This window comes from Arthrobacter sp. LT660 (assembly GCF_056172845.1).
The window spans coordinates 132,547-148,417 of sequence record NZ_CM149651.1; the positions used below are offsets into that span (position 1 = coordinate 132,547).

Consider the following 15,871-nt stretch of genomic DNA (forward strand, 5'->3'; position numbering starts at 1 on the left):
GGAGGGTCCCGCGTGAGAGTCGACGGGGTCGTCCTCCCATGCCGTTACCCCGTGCCCGGAAGCAGCCAAAGTTTGGAATTCCGTGCAGCATGCCCTCAAGAAGCGCTGGGTCAAGACCAGCGCGCAGGCGGTCGTCCTGACCGCACTCGTCCTCGGATTGGTGTCCTTCGTAGGAGCCAATAAGACCGTGGCGCTCACCGTCGACGGAGAGACCCAAAACGTCCAGACGTTCGGCGGAACGGTGGCGGACGTCCTGTCCGCCTCCGAAGTCACCCTTGCGGCCCGCGATGAAGTCAGCCCCGCACTGGATGCCCCCATCGAGGACGGCACGTCCATCGAAGTCAACCGCTCCAAGGCCGTCAGCGTCTCCATCGATGGCGTGGACCGGGTTGTGCACACCACCGGCCTGACCGTTGCGGACATTCTTGCCCAGCTGCGGATCGCCGGCGCCTCCGAGGTCTCGCTCGGCGAGCAGATGGAGCTCGCCTCGTTGACCACTCCCATCGAGATCACCACCCCGAAAAACGTCGTCCTGACCGCCGACGGCAAAACCCGCAAGCTGACGACGACCGTGGGGACGGTCGGCGACCTGCTGGCCGAAGCCAAGGTCAAGCTTGATGGCGACGACGAGCTATCCGCCAAACGGACCGCGGAGGTCGTCGACGGACTCAAGCTCCAGGTAGTGCGCGTCGAGGCGAGCACCGCGACGGAGACCGAAGCCGTTGCCAACGGCCGGACGACCGTAGAGGACGATTCGCTGCTCGAAGGCAAGTCCAAGGTCATCGAGCAGGGCAGCGATGGAGTCCGCACGCTGACCTTCCGGGTCGTCTCCAAGGACGGCGAGGCCGTCTCCCGAAAGCTGGTGGAGTCCAAGATCACCACCGCCGCCGTGGACGAGAAGATCGCCATCGGCACGAAGCCGAAGCCAGCGCCGGAGCCAGAGCCGCAGCGCGAGGCCGAGCCCGAACCACAGGCCGAGCCCAAGGCGGAAGCGCAGCCGAAGCCGGCCGCCGCGTCCCCGAGCTCGGGTGGCACGACCGCGTCCGCCGGAAACGTCTCCAGCACGTGGGCCGCGCTCGCACAGTGCGAGTCCGGCGGCAACTGGGCCATCAACACCGGAAACGGCTACTACGGCGGTCTTCAGTTCAGCCTGAGCAGCTGGGCCGGAGTCGGCGGCACGCAGTACGCGGCGTACCCGCACCAGGCCACGCCGTCGCAGCAGATCGCCGCCGCCGAGAAACTGCGCGCAAACGGCGGATGGGGCCACTGGCCGCACTGTTCCGCGCAGCTCGGCCTGCGGTAGCCACCGGCACCGCAACCACGGAATCCGCGACACCAGGGGAGCCCCGCCGCATCGGCGGGGCTCCCTCGCGTCCTGATCTAGGATTGAACCCGTGACTGACGACTCCCCGAACGCCCCGGCGCAGGCCGCGCCCACCGGTCCGCGCCCGCTGCTTGGCGCCGCCGACATTCGCCGCCTCGCGGACGAACTCGATGTGCGGCCCACCAAGACACTCGGCCAGAACTTCGTCATCGACGGCAACACGATCCGTCGTATTGTGGCCGCCGCCGGGATCGCGCCGGACGAAATTGTGCTGGAGGTGGGCCCGGGGCTCGGTTCGCTGACGCTCGGGTTGTTGGATGCCGCCGAGCGGGTGGTCGCCGTCGAAATCGATCCCAAGCTTGCCGGCCGCCTTCCGCGCACGGTCCAGGAACTCCGACCTGACCGGACCGGACATCTCGACGTCGTGCTCGCCGACGCGATGCGCGTCACCGAGCTTCCCCATCCGCCCACGGCCCTGGTGGCTAACCTGCCCTACAACGTGGCGGTCCCCGTGGTGTTGCACCTGCTCGAACACTTCCCGAGCCTGCGCCACGGCCTGGTGATGGTGCAGGACGAGGTGGCCGACCGGATGTGCGCTGCGCCGGGCAACAAGACCTACGGCATCCCGAGCGTCAAGGCGGCGTGGTACGGCCGGATGCGCAAGGCCGGGGTCATCGGCATGAACGTCTTCTGGCCGGCACCGAAGATCCACAGCGGGCTTGTCGGTTTCGAGCGGCACGAGCCACCAAAGACGACGGCGACGCGCAAACAGGTTTTCGCCGTCATCGACGCCGCCTTCGCCCAACGCCGCAAGACCCTCCGCGCGGCCCTGGCGGGCTGGGCGGGCGGGGCCGCGATGGCGGAGGCGGCGCTGGTTGCTGCCGGCGTCGACCCGCAGGCCCGTGGCGAGCGGCTGGGCATCGAGGAGTTCGCCCGAATCGCGGAAGCGGCGGCAAGTATGGCGCCGGCGTCCGCCGCGAGCGCCCCGTGACCCGCACCGTCACGGCGCGTGCGCCGGGGAAAATCAACGTGTATTTCCGCGTCGGTCCGCGGCGCGACGACGGTTACCACTCCGTCGCCAGCCTGTACCTCGCGGTGTCCGTTTTCGAGGATGTCTCCGCCACTGCGCGCGCGGACGGCGGAGTGACTGTGAGCCTGCATCCGGATTCCACGGCCGTCACGGACCCCGAGGACTTCCCGCTGGGCGAGGACAACCTGGTGGTCCGCGCCGCCCGCCTGCTCGCCGAGCACACAGGGCACGTGGCCGGTGTCGACCTGGAAATCACCAAGCGGGTGCCCATCGCGGGCGGCATGGGCGGCGGGTCCGCCGATGCCGCAGCGACGCTCGTGGCCTGCAACGCCCTGTGGGGCACGGGGCTCAACCGCGAGGAACTGGGGCGCCTGGGCGCGCGGCTCGGCGCCGACGTGCCGTTTGCGCTGTCCGGCGGCGCCGCCGTCGGCCTCGGTGTGGGCGACGACCTCTCGCCGCTGCTGATGCGCAGCCGCACCGATTGGGTCCTCGTGCCGGCCAGCTACGGGCTGTCCACCCCCGCGGTCTATGCCGAGCTCGACGAACTGCGCAGGGGAACCGATGTCCCCGAACCCACGGAGGTCGACCGCGCAGTGGTGCAGGCGCTCGTCGCCGGCGACCACATCCTGCTTCAGGGGCTGGTCGAAAACGACCTGGCGCCCGCGGCGCTGTCCCTCGCACCGGTCCTTGGCGCCGTCCTGGAGATGGGGGAGACGGCCGGGGCGCTCGCATCGATCGTCTCCGGCTCGGGCCCGACCATCGCCCTGCTCGCCAGCGACCCGGACCATGCCGGCGAGGTGGCCTTCCAGCTGCGCGACGAATCCGGTCTCGACGCCCGCGCGGTCCACGGCCCCGTCCATGGGGCCACCATCATCTGACCATCCCGGGACACCGCGTCCCGTAGAGACTTTCCGCCACACAGCCGCACCCGGCGGATCCGCGCCTCCCACCCCCCCCGCGCCGGTTCCGCCACCACCGTTAGGAAGTACCGTTTTGGCCCATTTGCTCGGAGCAGAGAACGTCTCCGTCGCCTTCGCGACCCGCACCGTCCTGGACGGCGTCAGCCTCGGGCTCGAAGACGGCGACCGGATCGGCATGGTGGGGCGCAACGGCGACGGCAAGTCGACCCTGATGCGCCTGCTCGCCCTGCGCCAGCAGCCCGACGACGGTCGCGTCACCAAACGCGGAGACGTCAGCATCGGGTATCTGGACCAGCAAGACGTCCTCGACGGCGACCTCGAGGTGGGGCAGGCGATCGTGGGAGACGCCGCGGACCACGAATGGGCGTCCAACGCCAAGGTGCGCGATGTGATGGGCGGACTCGTCGGGGAAGTGGACTGGCATGCGCGTGTCTCCAGCCTCTCCGGCGGCCAGCGCCGCCGTGTCGCCTTGGCGAAGCTGCTTATCGGCGACGACGACGTGGTCATGCTGGACGAGCCGACGAACCACCTAGACGTCGAGGGCGTCGCTTGGCTCGCACGGCACCTGCGCCAGCGCTGGCGGGCGACCGCCGGCGGCCTTTTGGTGATTACCCACGACCGCTGGTTCCTCGACGAGATCTGCACCCGCACGTGGGAAGTCCACGACGGCGTCGTCGACCCATTCGACGGCGGCTACGCGGCCTACGTCTTGGCGCGCGCCGAGCGCGACCGCATGAACGCGGTGGTCGAGAACAAGCGCCAGCAGCTGGTCAAGAAGGAACTCGCCTGGCTGCGCCGCGGCGCCCCCGCGCGGACGGCGAAGCCGAAGTTCCGGATTGAAGCCGCCAACGACCTGATCAACGACGTTCCCGAGCCGCGCGACTCGGTGGCGCTGTCCAAGATGGCCACGGCCCGGCTGGGCAAGGACGTGCTGGATCTCGAACACGTGTCGTTGGACTTCGACGGCCAGCAACTCTTCGATAACATCACCCTGCGCCTCGCCCCGGGGGAGCGATTGGGGATCGTCGGCGTCAACGGCTCGGGAAAATCCACCCTCCTGCGGCTGCTCAATGGGGAGGTGGCGCCGACGTCGGGACGCATGAAGCGGGGGAAGACCGTTCAGACGGCGATCCTGACGCAGGAGGTGCGCGAGCTGGACGAGCTGGCCAACAAGCGCGTCATCGAGGTTATCCAAGACGAGCGAAACGTCTTCCAGGTCGGGGGCAAGGAAGTCTCCGCCGGGCAGCTCGTGGAGCAGCTGGGGTTCGGGCCCGAGAAGCAGTGGACGCCGGTCCGCGACCTCTCAGGTGGCGAGCGGCGGCGTCTGCAGCTCCTGAGGCTCCTGGTCGGCGAGCCCAACGTGTTGATGCTCGACGAGCCGACGAACGACCTGGACACCGACACGCTCTCCGCGGTCGAGGACCTGCTGGACGGCTGGGCCGGGACGCTCGTGGTCGTCAGCCACGACCGCTACCTGCTCGAGCGCGTGACCGACCACCAGCTGGCGTTGTTGGGGGACGGGCGCCTGCGGGGGCTTCCCGGCGGCGTGGACCAGTACCTTGAGCTGCGGGAGGCCGCCGGGGCCGGGTCCGGGACCGCGAAAACAGGTCCCGCGGCGGCGTCCGGTTCGGCGTCGTCGGATCAGGGAGCCGCCGGGGGCCCCAACGAAGCCGAAAAGCGGGATGCCCGCAAGGAAGTCAACCGGATTGAGCGCCAACTCGGAAAACTGGCGCAGCAGGAGGACAAGCTGCACCGGCAGATGGCGGATGCGTCGGAGGCGATGAAGCTGGACGAGCTTGCGGGCCTGAACGCCAAACTCCAGGCCGTGGAGGCAGAGCGCGAGGAACTCGAGGAGGCCTGGATGTCGGCGGCCGAGGTCGCCGGGGACTAGCGCCGGGACGCCCCCGGGCCAGGCATGGCGACCCAGCGGCCTCCAATGTGGCAAAATGGCTAACTGTGCTTGGCACCTTCGGATGCTGGGCGCGGTAGTCCGCCCTGGTGTAATGGCAGCACCCCGGCCTTTGGAGCCGTGGAGTATAGGTTCGAATCCTATGGGCGGAACGAGCGCGGCGGGCCGCGGTTCGGCGCACGGTAGACTGGGCTGGCCCGGCCGTCGAGCCGGGTCCGTGTCACCAATTTCAGGGAGTACCTAACTTGAGCGTGGAGCCCACAGCCCCGGCCGCCGTCATCGTTCTGGCCGCAGGGGCCGGAACCCGCATGAAGTCGGCCAAACCCAAGATCCTCCACGACCTTGGTGGACGCTCCATGATCGGGCACGCGATTGCCGCCGCCAAGGGACTGGATCCGGTGCAGCTGGTCGCCGTCGTCCGCCACGAGCGCGACCGCGTTGCGCAGCACCTGCTGGAGATAGAGCCGGGAATCACCATCGCCGACCAGGACGACGTTCCGGGCACCGGCCGCGCCGTCCAGCTGGGGTTGAACGCGCTGCCCCCCAAGCTCGAGGGCACCGTCGTCGTCACCTATGGCGACGTCCCGCTGCTGACGACCGAGCTGCTCTCCGAACTCGTTGCGGCGCACGAGGAAACCGAGAATGCCGCCACCGTACTGACCGCGCTGCTCGAGGACGCCACCGGCTACGGCCGCATTCTCCGCGCCGAGGACGGAACCGTCACCGGGATCGTCGAGCACAAGGACGCCACGGAGGAGGAGCGTGCCGTCCGGGAGATCAACTCCGGAATCTACGCATTCGACGCCGGTGTCCTGCGTTCCGCGCTCGAGCGCGTCACCGTCGACAACGCACAGGGCGAGATGTACCTTACCGACGTGCTCGCGATCGCCCGCAACGACGGCGGGCGGGTCGCCGCCGTCGTCACGAAGGATCGCTGGCAGGTCGAGGGCGCCAACGACCGCGTCCAGCTTGCCGCTCTCGGCAAGGAACTGAACCGCCGCACGGTCGAGCGCTGGATGCGCGGCGGCGTCACCGTCGTCGACCCGGACACCACCTGGATCGACGCAGAGGTGGCACTGTCCCCGGATGTCACGCTGAAGCCGGGCACGCAGCTCCACGGTTCGACGGCGGTGGGCACCGACGCGGTCATCGGCCCGGACACGACGCTCACCAACGTGACGGTCGGCCGCGGGGCGAAGGTAACGCGCAGCGACGCCACCGACTCGCGGATCGGCGACGGCGCAACCGTGGGTCCGTTCGCCTATCTCCGTGCCAATACCGTTTTGGGCGACGAGGGCAAGATCGGGGCGTTCTACGAAACGAAGAACGTCACGGTGGGCAGGGGGTCCAAGCTGTCCCACCTCGGCTACGCCGGTGACGCCGAAATCGGTGAGTACACGAACATCGGATGCGGAAACATCACCGCCAACTACGACGGCGTGAAGAAGCACCGCACGGTCATCGGTTCGCACGTGCGGACCTCCTCGAACACCGTCTTCGTCGCGCCCGTCCGTATCGGGGACGGGGCCTACACCGGTGCCGGGGCCATAGTCCGCAAGGACGTTCCCGCGGGATCGCTGGCGCTCACGGTCGCCCCGCAGCGCAACGCTGAGGGCTGGACCCAGGCCAAGCGTCCGGGCAGCCCGTCGGCGGATGCCGCATCGCGCGCCGATGGTTAACGGTGACGTAGACCACCACCCAAGCTCCCCAAGTGCCCCGCAGATCGAGAAAGTGAACCCATGAGCGAACTGAGCCACAGCGTCGACAAGAAATTGGTGCTGGCGAGCGGCCGCGCCCACCCGGAACTGGCCGAGGAGATCGCGTCGGTGCTGGAGACCGAGCTGTTGCCGATGTCCGCCTACGACTTCGCCAATGGCGAGATCTACGTGCGCTCCGGGGAGAGCGTCCGCGGCAAGGACGTCTTCATCATCCAGTCGCACCCCGCGCCTCTGAACAACTGGCTCATGGAGCAGCTCATCATGGTGGACTCCATGAAGCGCGCCTCCGCCCGGCGCATCACCGTCGTCTCGCCTTTCTATCCGTACGCGCGGCAGGACAAGAAGGGTAGGGGCCGCGAGCCCATCTCCGCCCGTCTGGTGGCAGACCTCTACAAGACGGCCGGAGCGGACCGCATCATGAGCGTGGATCTGCACACGGCTCAGATCCAGGGCTTCTTCGATGGTCCAGTGGACCACCTTTTCGCCATCCCGCTGCTGGCGGACTACATCCGTGGACGCGTCGACATCGACAACGTCACCGTGGTTTCCCCGGACACCGGCCGCGTACGCGTCGCCGAGCAGTGGGCGGACCGCCTCGGTGGCGCACCGCTGGCGTTCGTTCACAAGTCGCGCGACCTCACGGTGCCCAACCAGGCCGTTTCCAAGACGGTGGTCGGGCAGATCGAGGGACGCACGTGCGTCCTGATCGACGACATGATCGACACCGGAGGAACCATCTCCGGCGCCGTGCGCGTGTTGAAGGAAGGCGGCGCCAAGGACGTCATCATCGCGGCGACCCACGCGGTGTTCTCCGAGCCGGCTTCGCAGCGACTCTCCGAGTCAGGCGCGCGGGAAGTGGTGGTGACGAACACGCTGCCCATCTCCGCGTCCAAGCGCTTCAAGCAGCTCACCGTGCTGTCGATCGCGCCGATGATCGCCCGCGCCATCAAGGAGGTCTTCGAGGACGGCTCCGTGACGAGCCTCTTCGACGGCAACGCCTAACCGGCCGGTTTGGAGGGAAAGGGACCGCGACGCCTCGGCGTGGCGGTCCCTTTCCGCTTGCCTACCGGGTTGCGGTCCGCGGGGTCTTCCCGTGCCATTGGTGCGGGGGCCGGGCGGCACCGACGGTAGGCTGGCCTGGTGGTAAAGATCCTAACTGTATGCACCGGAAACATTTGCCGGTCTCCATTTGCGGAGCGCTACCTCCAGACGCACCTGGACAGTCTGGCGCCGGGCCGGTTTGAGGTCTCGAGTGCCGGGACGCAGGCGCTGACGGGCAAACCGATGGACCGCCAGTCAGCCGAGTTCTTGGCCCTCGAAGGCGTGAACGCCGACGGCTTCGGGGCTCGACAGCTCAACGAGACGATGCTCGCCGAGGTTGATTTCGTGTTGGCCTTGACGGTGGAACACCGGAACATGGTCTTGGCCCGGAGCCCGCGCATGCTTAAGCGGGCTTTCACCGTGCGCGAATTCGCCCGCGTCCTCGAGGCGGTCCAATTCGACGCCGATATCTCGTTGCCCCGTGGTGGAGAACACGAGGATATCGCCGCTCGGTGGAAGGTGCTGCCTAAACTCGCCGCCCTCAAGCGGCATCTGGCGCCAGCAGCACGGACCGGAGACGACGATGTCGTGGATCCCTACCGGCGGCCCCCCGAGGTTTACGAACAGATGATCGACGAGCTACTGCCGTCCCTGCGTGCCATCGTCGCCTTCGAAGCCGCGGCCATCCGCTAAGAAGTGTGATACCGCCATGCGGAGAATCCGCACGTTGTCACGCGGTGTCAGAAGGGTGGTGGGTCGTTGGGGTTCGTTGGCGGGATCGCTCTTGGTGTGGGGCGTTTTTTTGGTGGCGGGTCTGGTGGGTGGTTGCCGGGGAGCGGTTTCCGTGGGCGCATCTGGCGGATGCGTGGTCGGCGGGGTTCGGGGATCCGCGGGTAGAAGCGTGGGGGTTTGTCGGGGTTTTGGGCCGGGGTGTGGTCGGTCATGCCGATCAGTTCCAGGAGCAGGGGCAGGTCGTAGCCGCCGGCCGTTTCCCAGGCGTGGTTGTCCTTCTCGCGTTCGGCGGCCTGGTGTCCGAGCCGTTGCCGGTGTTGTTGGATGGCCTGCCAGGACGCGATCGCCTCCTCGGCGTCCGCGGTGGGGTCGGCCGGCGGGGTGTCGGGGTCGTGGGCGGCTTCGGCGAACAGGACCGCGTTGAGCCTGTCCACGACCTCGGGCGGCGGCGGGTCGTCCCACGGCTCGGGGGTGTCCGTGTCCGCCTCCTGCGTGTCCGCATTCTCCGTGCGCGGCTGCGTGCCGGTGCCTGTGGCCGGGCGTGTGGTGGCCCAGGGGGCGTCGGGGGCGGATTCGTGGGTGGTGTTCCAGAGCGTGGTGGTGGTGATGGTCCCGTCGGGGTGTTGGTCCATGGTGAGGATGCCGAGGGATTTGAGGCGGTGGCACCGTTTGCAGAGCATCGCCAGGTTGTTCAGGTTGGTGGTGCCGCCGTGTTGCCATTCGATGGTGTGGTCCGGTTCGCAGCGGGCGGCCCGGCGGTGGCATCCGGGGGTGCGGCAGGTGTGGTCGCGCTGGGTGAGGGCGCGGCGCTGGGCCGGGGTGGGGGTGTAGCGGTTGTGGGCCCAGTCGATGATCGCCCCGTCGTAGGGGTCGGTGAGGACCCGCCACCACGACGGTGCCGCGGCGAGCAGGGCCGCGGTGGATTCCAGGTCCAGGGCCCCGAGGCGTGCGGCGGTGGGAGGCTCCGCGCCCGGCGGGATGTCCCGCGCGGGCACCGGGGCCGCCGCCGGCGGTCCCTCGTCGGTGGACGGCGGCCGATCGGCCGCCGGCGGCGGTTGTGTTGCCGGGGGTGGGGTGGCGCCGGCGCGGGCGAGGGCGGGCAGCAGGGTCGCCGGGACGGTGATGCTCACGTGGGCCTGGACGTTCTCCAGTCCGGACCCGGCGGGTCCTGCGAGCAGCTGGTCGGTGAGCGCGTCGGTGCGCAGCTGGTCCAGGGTCCGCTCCTCCGGCGTCCCGTCCGGGTCCGCGGGGGTGTCCTTGAGGATTTTCGCCTGTCGGTCCAGCCGGTCGTAGATCGCCTCGGCCGTCGCCGAGGTCAGCGCGGCGGTGAGGTAGGCCATGCCGTTGTTCCCGGGCTCCACGCGCACCCACCGGTCGTCCTTGGCCTTCTTGGACCGCTTCCCGAACGACACGGGATCGTACTTCTCCAACAGGGCCTTGCCCTTTTGCGGGCCTGTCAAGCTGTTTGTGTAAGTGAACTAGTCAGTTAGTGGTTTTAGTCGTTTCAGAGGTGGACGACTTAGCGTCTTCTGGTCCGTTTTGGTGTTATGCGAGGTGTTGTTCGAGGCGTTCGGGGTAGGTGAGCATCAGGTGCTGGAGGGCCTGGTTCCAGCCCATGGTTCCGGCTCCTTCGACGAGGCCTCCGCTGGTCGATTCCCGGGTGGTGGTGCGGGCCTTGGCCCTTTCGCGGGCGCGTTTGTCCTCGATGTTGCAGATCGCCAGCCAGAGCAGTTTGGTGGCGGCCTGGTCGTTGGGGAAGTGCCCGCGGGTCTTGGTGACCTTGCGCAGCTGGTAGTTCAGCGACTCGATCGCGTTGGTCGTGTAGATGACCTTCCGCAGCGCCGGCGGGAAGCCGAGGAACGGCGTGAAGCGCTCCCAGGCGTGCTCCCATGTCTTCACCGCCGCGGGGTACTTGACCCCCCATTTCCCGGCCGCGAACTCATCCAGGGCCTCCCGGGCGGCTTCCTGGGTCGGGGCCGTGTAGATGGTGCGCAGGGACGCGGCGACCTGCTTGCGGTCTCCGTAGGACACGAAGCGGGTGGAGGCTCGGATCAGGTGCACGACGCAGGTCTGCACGGTGGCGTGGGGCCATGTCGCGCCGATCGCCTCGGGGAACCCGGTCAGGCCGTCGCAGCACACGATCAGCACGTCCTTCACGCCCCTGTTGGCCAGCTCCGCGCAGACCCCGGCCCAGAACTTGGCGCCTTCCGTCTCGGCGATCCAGATGCCCAGCACGTGTTTGATGCCCTCCATGTCCACGCCCACGGCGATGTGGGCGGCCTTGTTCTTCACGTGGTGCCCGTCGCGGATCTTCACCACGATCGCGTCCAGGTACATGATCGGGTAGATCGCATCCAGCGGCCGGCTCTGCCAGGTGATCACCTCGTCCAGGACCTCGTCGGTGATCTTGGAGATCGTCTCGCGCGAGAGCTCGGTGCCGATCGTGGAGGCCAGGTGGTGTTCGATGTCGCGCACCGTCATGCCCCCGGCATAGAGGCTCACGATCATGTCGGCCAGCTCGCTGGTGCGCCGCGATCCCTTGGGAACCAGGCGGGGCACGAACGTGCCGGCCCGGTCCCTGGGCATGCCCAGTTCGACGTCCCCGGCACTGGTGGACACCGTCTTGGGGTAGGTGCCGTTGCGCGAGTTGGACACCGCGCGTCCGGCGTACTCGTTCTTCTCATACCCCAGATGCCCGGACAGTTCGGCCTTCAGGCCACGCTCCAAGCCGGCCTTGATGATCTGCCGGATGAACCCGTCCTTGCCGTCGAGCTCGATCTCCCCACGGTCGATCTGGCCCATCAACTCGTCAAAGGCCCCCGAAGACTTCAGCGCCTCCATGTCCCCCACCGCAGCCATCCGCTCGGCGGTTTTGGACGCGTCTACTTTCATCACCGGATTCTTGTGGTCAGTCACAGTCACAATCATGCTCCATTCCAAGGGTGACTAGGCTACTTACACACACCATCTGACACCCTCCCTTTTGCCGCACCGACGCCGGGCTGCGGCCCGCGGCGTAGTCCAGGAGCCTGCCCCCGAGCTCGTTCCGGCCCGCGTGCACCGCGCGTTCCTCCGCGTCGACCCGACGCATCCATTCCTCCCGCGCCGCCGGGTCCTTCGACTCCGGGACCGGGATGGTCCGCGGGACGATGCGCAGGACCTGCTCGGCGATCACCGCGACGTGGGAGGGATCCACGGTCCCCCCGGTGAGGGCGTGGAGGGTTTCGGGCAGGTCGGTGGACAGGACCTCGGCGTGGTTCAGGCACTGCTGGGCGACCTCGGAGGGCACCGCCCGGACCAGCGCGATCTGGGTGACGGCCGCCGCGAAACCCGGCCGGGTGACCAGGTTCCCGGACCGCGCGGAGATCCCCATCCCGGGCCCGGACTCCAACGCCTCCAGATGGGCGGGGGTCTTGCGCTGGGCGTCGTCGTGCAGGATCACCATCGCCCGGTAGGCCTGGGCCTCGGCGAACCGCCGCAGCTCCTCCGCGAGCTCGAACCTGCGCCCCGCGTTCACCCCACGCAAGCCAGGATCCGGGGTGAGGACCCATCCCCCCACCACTACCGAATCCATGTTCGTATCCATGCATCCACACTAGAAGAGACCCACGACACTTTGGGAACCGCCCACCCGCCAGTGGACAACACCCCACCCCGAAGCCAACCAACAAAACGAGGAGGGCAAGACGTGGCAAGAGAGAAAAGGAGCCCGGTACCCCGCCACAAGGACGAGCTACCGGGCTCCCGTGAAGCGTTGCTAGCCGCGGCGCCGAAGGTGACGCATCTGCGGCGAGGTCAGCAACTCGTCGAAGGACGGATCCCCGGCCGTTTGGTCGGCGTGCTCGACGTCGAAAATCGCGTCGGGTTCGGCCTGAAAGTGCTCGTGGTTGGCCGCGGACGAGGCGGAAACCCGAGTCGGCTGCACCGGCCCTTCTCCGTAGTGCTCGTCCCCTGCGGGTCGGTCCGTTGCGGCAACGGGGGCAGCGGACGGCGTCGGGGCCTGCGTCTCGGGCGCCTCCACCGCTACCGCATGCCCGTTGCGGCGGCTGGGTGCCCCGTCGGTGGCCTGAGAAGAGTAGTAGTATTTCCCGTAGTAACCGTACTGGCTGGCGTCGGCGCCCTTGGTGGGAACCTGGTTGAGGATTGCACCGAGCACGTGCGCATCGACCTTGCGGAGGTTGTCCAGAGCCTTCTCGAGCTCGTCCGTCGTTGTCGACCCGGCCTTGACCGTCACGAGGGCACCGTCCGCCGACTTGGTGAGGATCGCGGCATCGGTCACGGGCAGCAGTGGCGGTGCGTCGATCAGGACGACGGCGGTTTCCGAGAGTTCGCGGAGTAGCTTCTTCATGGCGCGCGAGCCCAGAAGCTCGGAGGGATTCGGCGGGATCCGGCCCGAGGAAAGCAGCGAAAGGTTGGGGACGGGGCCGTACGGCTGCAGTACGTCGTCGATATCGGCCATGCCGCTGAGGACGTCGGTGAGTCCGGCGCCGGCCGGAAGGCCGAAGACCTCCGTGAGGACCGGGCGGCGAAGGTCGCCGTCCACGAGTATCGTCTCGCGTCCGGTCGCCGCGATGGCGACGGCAAGGTTGGCGGTGACGGAAGACTTGCCTTCGCCGGGTACGGACGACGTGACGACGATGACCCGCGGCGGGTTGTCGACGTCCATGTAGGCAAGGTTGGTACGCAGTTCCCGGAGAGACTCGGAGAAGGCGTGGGATTCGCGGTCGTCGTGGTCGAGCACTCCGGTCTCAACGATCTGCCGGTGGTCCGTCAGTCGAGAGTCGGAGGGGATGGTGCCCACGACGCTGGTTCCGAGCCGTTCCACGGTTTCCGCTGAACGGATCCGGCGGTCCAAGTGGTTGCGGACCAGCGCATAGCCCAACCCGAGCGCCAGCCCGACGACGGCGCCGAGCGCGAGCGCGAGCTTTAGTGTTGGGGGACACCGGGGCTGTGGGGAGCGCGGCCATGCCGAGCGGGGCGACCTGGACCGCGGGCTGGGAAGAACCGCCGTCGGAGCCGGCCGATTCAATCTCGGCGACTTGCCGGGCCAAGGCCTGGACCCAGGCGTTGGCGAGGTTCTGTGCCGCGGCCGGATCGGTGGAGGACGCGCTAACGCGGATTTCGGCGGTGGCGGTCGGGACCTCGACCGTGATTTGCCCCAGGAGCGTGTCTGGGCTGGTTTCGATGCCCAGTTCCTCACGGACCTTCAACGCGACGGGACGCGTTTCGGCGATCGACTTGTAGCTGGTGGCCTTGGACTTGGCGAGGTTGTCGCCGGCCAATGCGGTACCGATGTTCTCCGCGCCTGCCGTCACGACCAAGCCCGAGGACGACGCCTCGTAGATCTTCGGTTGAGTCATGGTCCACAGGAAAGCCAGAAGCACAGTCGCCAGTACTATTGCGGAGATTCCCCGCCAGTACGCTCTGACGACACTCAGGTATTGACGCAAGTCGGGCCCAGCCTCGGCGCCATTGACTTCGTTCGGTTCCAAAATAAAATCTCCCCGTGGGCTCGGTACGTGCAAAATTGAGACTGTCCAAGCCAGCTTTGCGCGCTATAGTCCATACGATTTTAGCCCACTGACAGGGCACGGAGTTTCGCGGCGGCCATCATGCCCTGCGCCCGTGGGTGCCGCGGGCTGGTATGATGGTGGGTAGTGCCCAGGCGAGGGAGCGGGATCTTGTGTCCCATGCGCTCCGTGATCGACGAGGCTAGACGCTGACGCCGCGGCCATCATCCGGTGGACGTTGCGGCATCTAGGCTTTGACCTCCGAGCCAGGCAGACCGCAACGAATCCAAGGAGATCCACCATGACCGATCAGCTCAAGCTTGCCGCGGAATTCCGCAACGACTTTGGCAAGGGCGCCGCGCGCCAGGCCCGCCGCGACCACAAGATCCCGGCAGTCGTCTACGGCCACGGCGCCGAGCCGCTCCACCTCCTTCTGCCGGCCCAGGAGACCACCTTGGCCGTGCGCCACTCGAACGCCTTGTTGGTTCTCGACGTCGAAGGCGAAGAGCACCTCGCGCTCGTCAAGGACATCCAGCGCCACGCGCTGAAGCAGACCGTCGACCACCTCGACCTGCTGACCGTCAAGAAGGGCGAGAAGGTCCACGTCGACATCTTCGTGCACGTCGAGGGCGAAGTTGCCGCCGGCGCCGTCCTGGACTTGGAGCAGTTCACCGTTTCCGTCGAGGCCGAAGCTACCCACCTGCCCGAATCCGTGACAGTGAACGTCGAAGGCCGCGAAGCCGGCGACAACGTGCTGGCCTCCGAGCTCGTCCTGCCCAAGGGAACCTCGCTGCTCATCGAGGGCGACACCGTTATCGCGACCGTGTACGTGCCGGCGGCGGCGGACCTTGGTGCAGAGTCCTCCACCGAGGCCGGCGCAGAGGCTCCCGCCGCGTCTGCTTCCTCCGCCGAGTAGGGTCCCCACCCACCCGCATGACTAGCGACACCTGGCTCGTGGCCGGGCTCGGAAACCCCGGGCCCGGCTACGCGCGCAATCGGCACAACGTGGGCCAGATGGTCCTGGACGTACTGGCCGCCCGTGTGGGGGCATCCTTCAAGGCGCACAAGTCCCGTGCCCACGTGCTCGAGGGACGCCTGGGGATCGGCGGGCCGCGCGTGGTGCTCGCCAAACCTTCGACCTACATGAACCTGTCGGGAGGCCCGGTCTCGTCGCTCGCGAAGTTTTTCTCGATCGCCGCGGACCACGTCGTCGCCGTGCACGACGAGGTCGACGTCCCGTTCAACTCGCTCAAGCTCAAGTTCGGCGGGGGAGAAGGGGGCCACAATGGCCTCCGGGACATCTCCAAGGCACTGTCGACGAAAGACTACTACCGCGTCCGGGTCGGCGTTGGCCGTCCTCCCGGACGCATGGATACCGCGGATTTCGTCCTCAAGGACTTCGGGACGGTGGAGAAGAAGGAACTTCCGTTCCTCGTGGACGATGCCGCTGACGCCACGGAACTGCTGATCCGGGAAGGGCTCGAGGCGGCCCAGCGACGCTTCCATGTTGCTTGATCGGCGGCCCGCCTGGAGGCAAGCGTGACTCGCGGCAACTCAACCTAGCCAGTTGACACGTTTCCCCTTGTGGCGCCCGGACGAGGAACGAGTTTCGGTCCCGGACAAAGGTAAGGCTCGGCTCAGGTGTGCAATGGCGCTTCGAGTGGGAGGATTAGGGCACGGTTCCGTT

At 67.8% G+C, this 15,871-nt stretch carries 14 protein-coding genes and 1 tRNA gene; 10 read left to right on the top strand and 5 right to left on the bottom strand.

Annotated elements, in window-relative coordinates; all coding sequences use genetic code 11:
• The first annotated feature begins 82 nt into the window (after positions 1-82).
• From AC0QSG_RS00645 to AC0QSG_RS00680, 8 genes are all read left to right on the top strand, one after another.
• A complete protein-coding gene (locus AC0QSG_RS00645; protein WP_475376315.1) occupies positions 83-1,303 on the top strand; it encodes a transglycosylase family protein in 1,221 nt (406 codons plus the stop codon).
• 91 nt (positions 1,304-1,394) lie between these two features.
• Positions 1,395-2,315, top strand: a complete 921-nt coding sequence (rsmA, locus tag AC0QSG_RS00650) for a 16S rRNA (adenine(1518)-N(6)/adenine(1519)-N(6))-dimethyltransferase RsmA (RefSeq protein ID WP_435727598.1) — start codon at positions 1,395-1,397, stop codon at positions 2,313-2,315.
• The gene (locus AC0QSG_RS00655) at positions 2,312-3,232 is read left to right on the top strand and encodes a 4-(cytidine 5'-diphospho)-2-C-methyl-D-erythritol kinase (RefSeq protein ID WP_475376316.1); all 921 of its coding nucleotides are present in this window, start codon (positions 2,312-2,314) and stop codon (positions 3,230-3,232) included. The genes rsmA and AC0QSG_RS00655 overlap by 4 nt, the downstream gene beginning before the upstream one ends.
• Positions 3,233-3,347: 115 nt before the next feature.
• The gene (locus tag AC0QSG_RS00660; RefSeq protein ID WP_475376317.1) at positions 3,348-5,165 is read left to right on the top strand and encodes an ABC-F family ATP-binding cassette domain-containing protein; all 1,818 of its coding nucleotides are present in this window, start codon (positions 3,348-3,350) and stop codon (positions 5,163-5,165) included.
• A 98-nt stretch (positions 5,166-5,263) separates the two neighbouring features.
• Positions 5,264-5,335 (top strand) — tRNA-Gln (locus tag AC0QSG_RS00665).
• A 93-nt stretch (positions 5,336-5,428) separates the two neighbouring features.
• Complete coding sequence (glmU, locus tag AC0QSG_RS00670; RefSeq protein ID WP_475376318.1) at positions 5,429-6,862, top strand: bifunctional UDP-N-acetylglucosamine diphosphorylase/glucosamine-1-phosphate N-acetyltransferase GlmU; 1,434 nt, start codon at positions 5,429-5,431, stop codon at positions 6,860-6,862.
• Between the two features lie 60 nt (positions 6,863-6,922).
• Positions 6,923-7,903, top strand: a complete 981-nt coding sequence (locus tag AC0QSG_RS00675; protein WP_435727602.1) for a ribose-phosphate diphosphokinase — start codon at positions 6,923-6,925, stop codon at positions 7,901-7,903.
• A 138-nt stretch (positions 7,904-8,041) separates the two neighbouring features.
• A complete protein-coding gene (locus tag AC0QSG_RS00680; RefSeq protein WP_475376319.1) occupies positions 8,042-8,635 on the top strand; it encodes an arsenate reductase/protein-tyrosine-phosphatase family protein in 594 nt (197 codons plus the stop codon).
• 47 nt (positions 8,636-8,682) lie between these two features.
• On the opposite strand, the gene AC0QSG_RS00685 is transcribed toward AC0QSG_RS00680, so the two are convergent.
• The 5 genes from AC0QSG_RS00685 to AC0QSG_RS00705 all read right to left on the bottom strand — a co-directional run bounded on the left by AC0QSG_RS00685 (position 8,683) and on the right by AC0QSG_RS00705 (position 14,034).
• Positions 8,683-10,134, bottom strand: coding sequence for an HNH endonuclease signature motif containing protein (locus AC0QSG_RS00685; RefSeq protein WP_475376320.1), 1,452 nt, complete (start codon positions 10,132-10,134; stop codon positions 8,683-8,685).
• 85 nt (positions 10,135-10,219) lie between these two features.
• Positions 10,220-11,566: an IS256 family transposase gene (locus AC0QSG_RS00690; protein WP_475375126.1), complete on the bottom strand. Its 1,347-nt coding sequence runs from the start codon at positions 11,564-11,566 to the stop codon at positions 10,220-10,222.
• A 16-nt stretch (positions 11,567-11,582) separates the two neighbouring features.
• Positions 11,583-12,248, bottom strand: coding sequence for a hypothetical protein (locus AC0QSG_RS00695; protein ID WP_475376321.1), 666 nt, complete (start codon positions 12,246-12,248; stop codon positions 11,583-11,585).
• A 183-nt stretch (positions 12,249-12,431) separates the two neighbouring features.
• Entirely contained in the window at positions 12,432-13,499 is a 1,068-nt protein-coding gene (locus AC0QSG_RS00700) for a CpsD/CapB family tyrosine-protein kinase (RefSeq protein WP_475376322.1), read from the bottom strand.
• On the bottom strand, positions 13,423-14,034 hold the full coding sequence (locus AC0QSG_RS00705; protein ID WP_475376323.1) for a YveK family protein: 612 nt from the start codon (positions 14,032-14,034) through the stop codon (positions 13,423-13,425). The genes AC0QSG_RS00700 and AC0QSG_RS00705 overlap by 77 nt, the downstream gene beginning before the upstream one ends.
• 451 nt (positions 14,035-14,485) lie before the next feature.
• Here AC0QSG_RS00705 and AC0QSG_RS00710 point away from each other — a divergent pair, with 451 nt between their 5' ends.
• A complete protein-coding gene (locus tag AC0QSG_RS00710) occupies positions 14,486-15,100 on the top strand; it encodes a 50S ribosomal protein L25/general stress protein Ctc (protein ID WP_435725761.1) in 615 nt (204 codons plus the stop codon).
• 17 nt (positions 15,101-15,117) lie between these two features.
• Positions 15,118-15,699: an aminoacyl-tRNA hydrolase gene (pth, locus tag AC0QSG_RS00715; RefSeq protein ID WP_475376324.1), complete on the top strand. Its 582-nt coding sequence runs from the start codon at positions 15,118-15,120 to the stop codon at positions 15,697-15,699.
• Positions 15,700-15,871: the final 172 nt, after the last annotated feature.

Coding starts and splice junctions, on each gene's coding strand:
- AC0QSG_RS00695 (WP_475376321.1), bottom strand. CDS start 12,248: ATGGATTCGGTAGTGGTGGGGGGATGGGTCCTCACCCCGGATCCTGGC.
- pth (WP_475376324.1), top strand. CDS start 15,118: ATGACTAGCGACACCTGGCTCGTGGCCGGGCTCGGAAACCCCGGGCCC.
- AC0QSG_RS00675 (WP_435727602.1), top strand. CDS start 6,923: ATGAGCGAACTGAGCCACAGCGTCGACAAGAAATTGGTGCTGGCGAGC.
- AC0QSG_RS00690 (WP_475375126.1), bottom strand. CDS start 11,566: ATGAAAGTAGACGCGTCCAAAACCGCCGAGCGGATGGCTGCGGTGGGG.
- AC0QSG_RS00710 (WP_435725761.1), top strand. CDS start 14,486: ATGACCGATCAGCTCAAGCTTGCCGCGGAATTCCGCAACGACTTTGGC.
- AC0QSG_RS00705 (WP_475376323.1), bottom strand. CDS start 14,034: ATGACTCAACCGAAGATCTACGAGGCGTCGTCCTCGGGCTTGGTCGTG.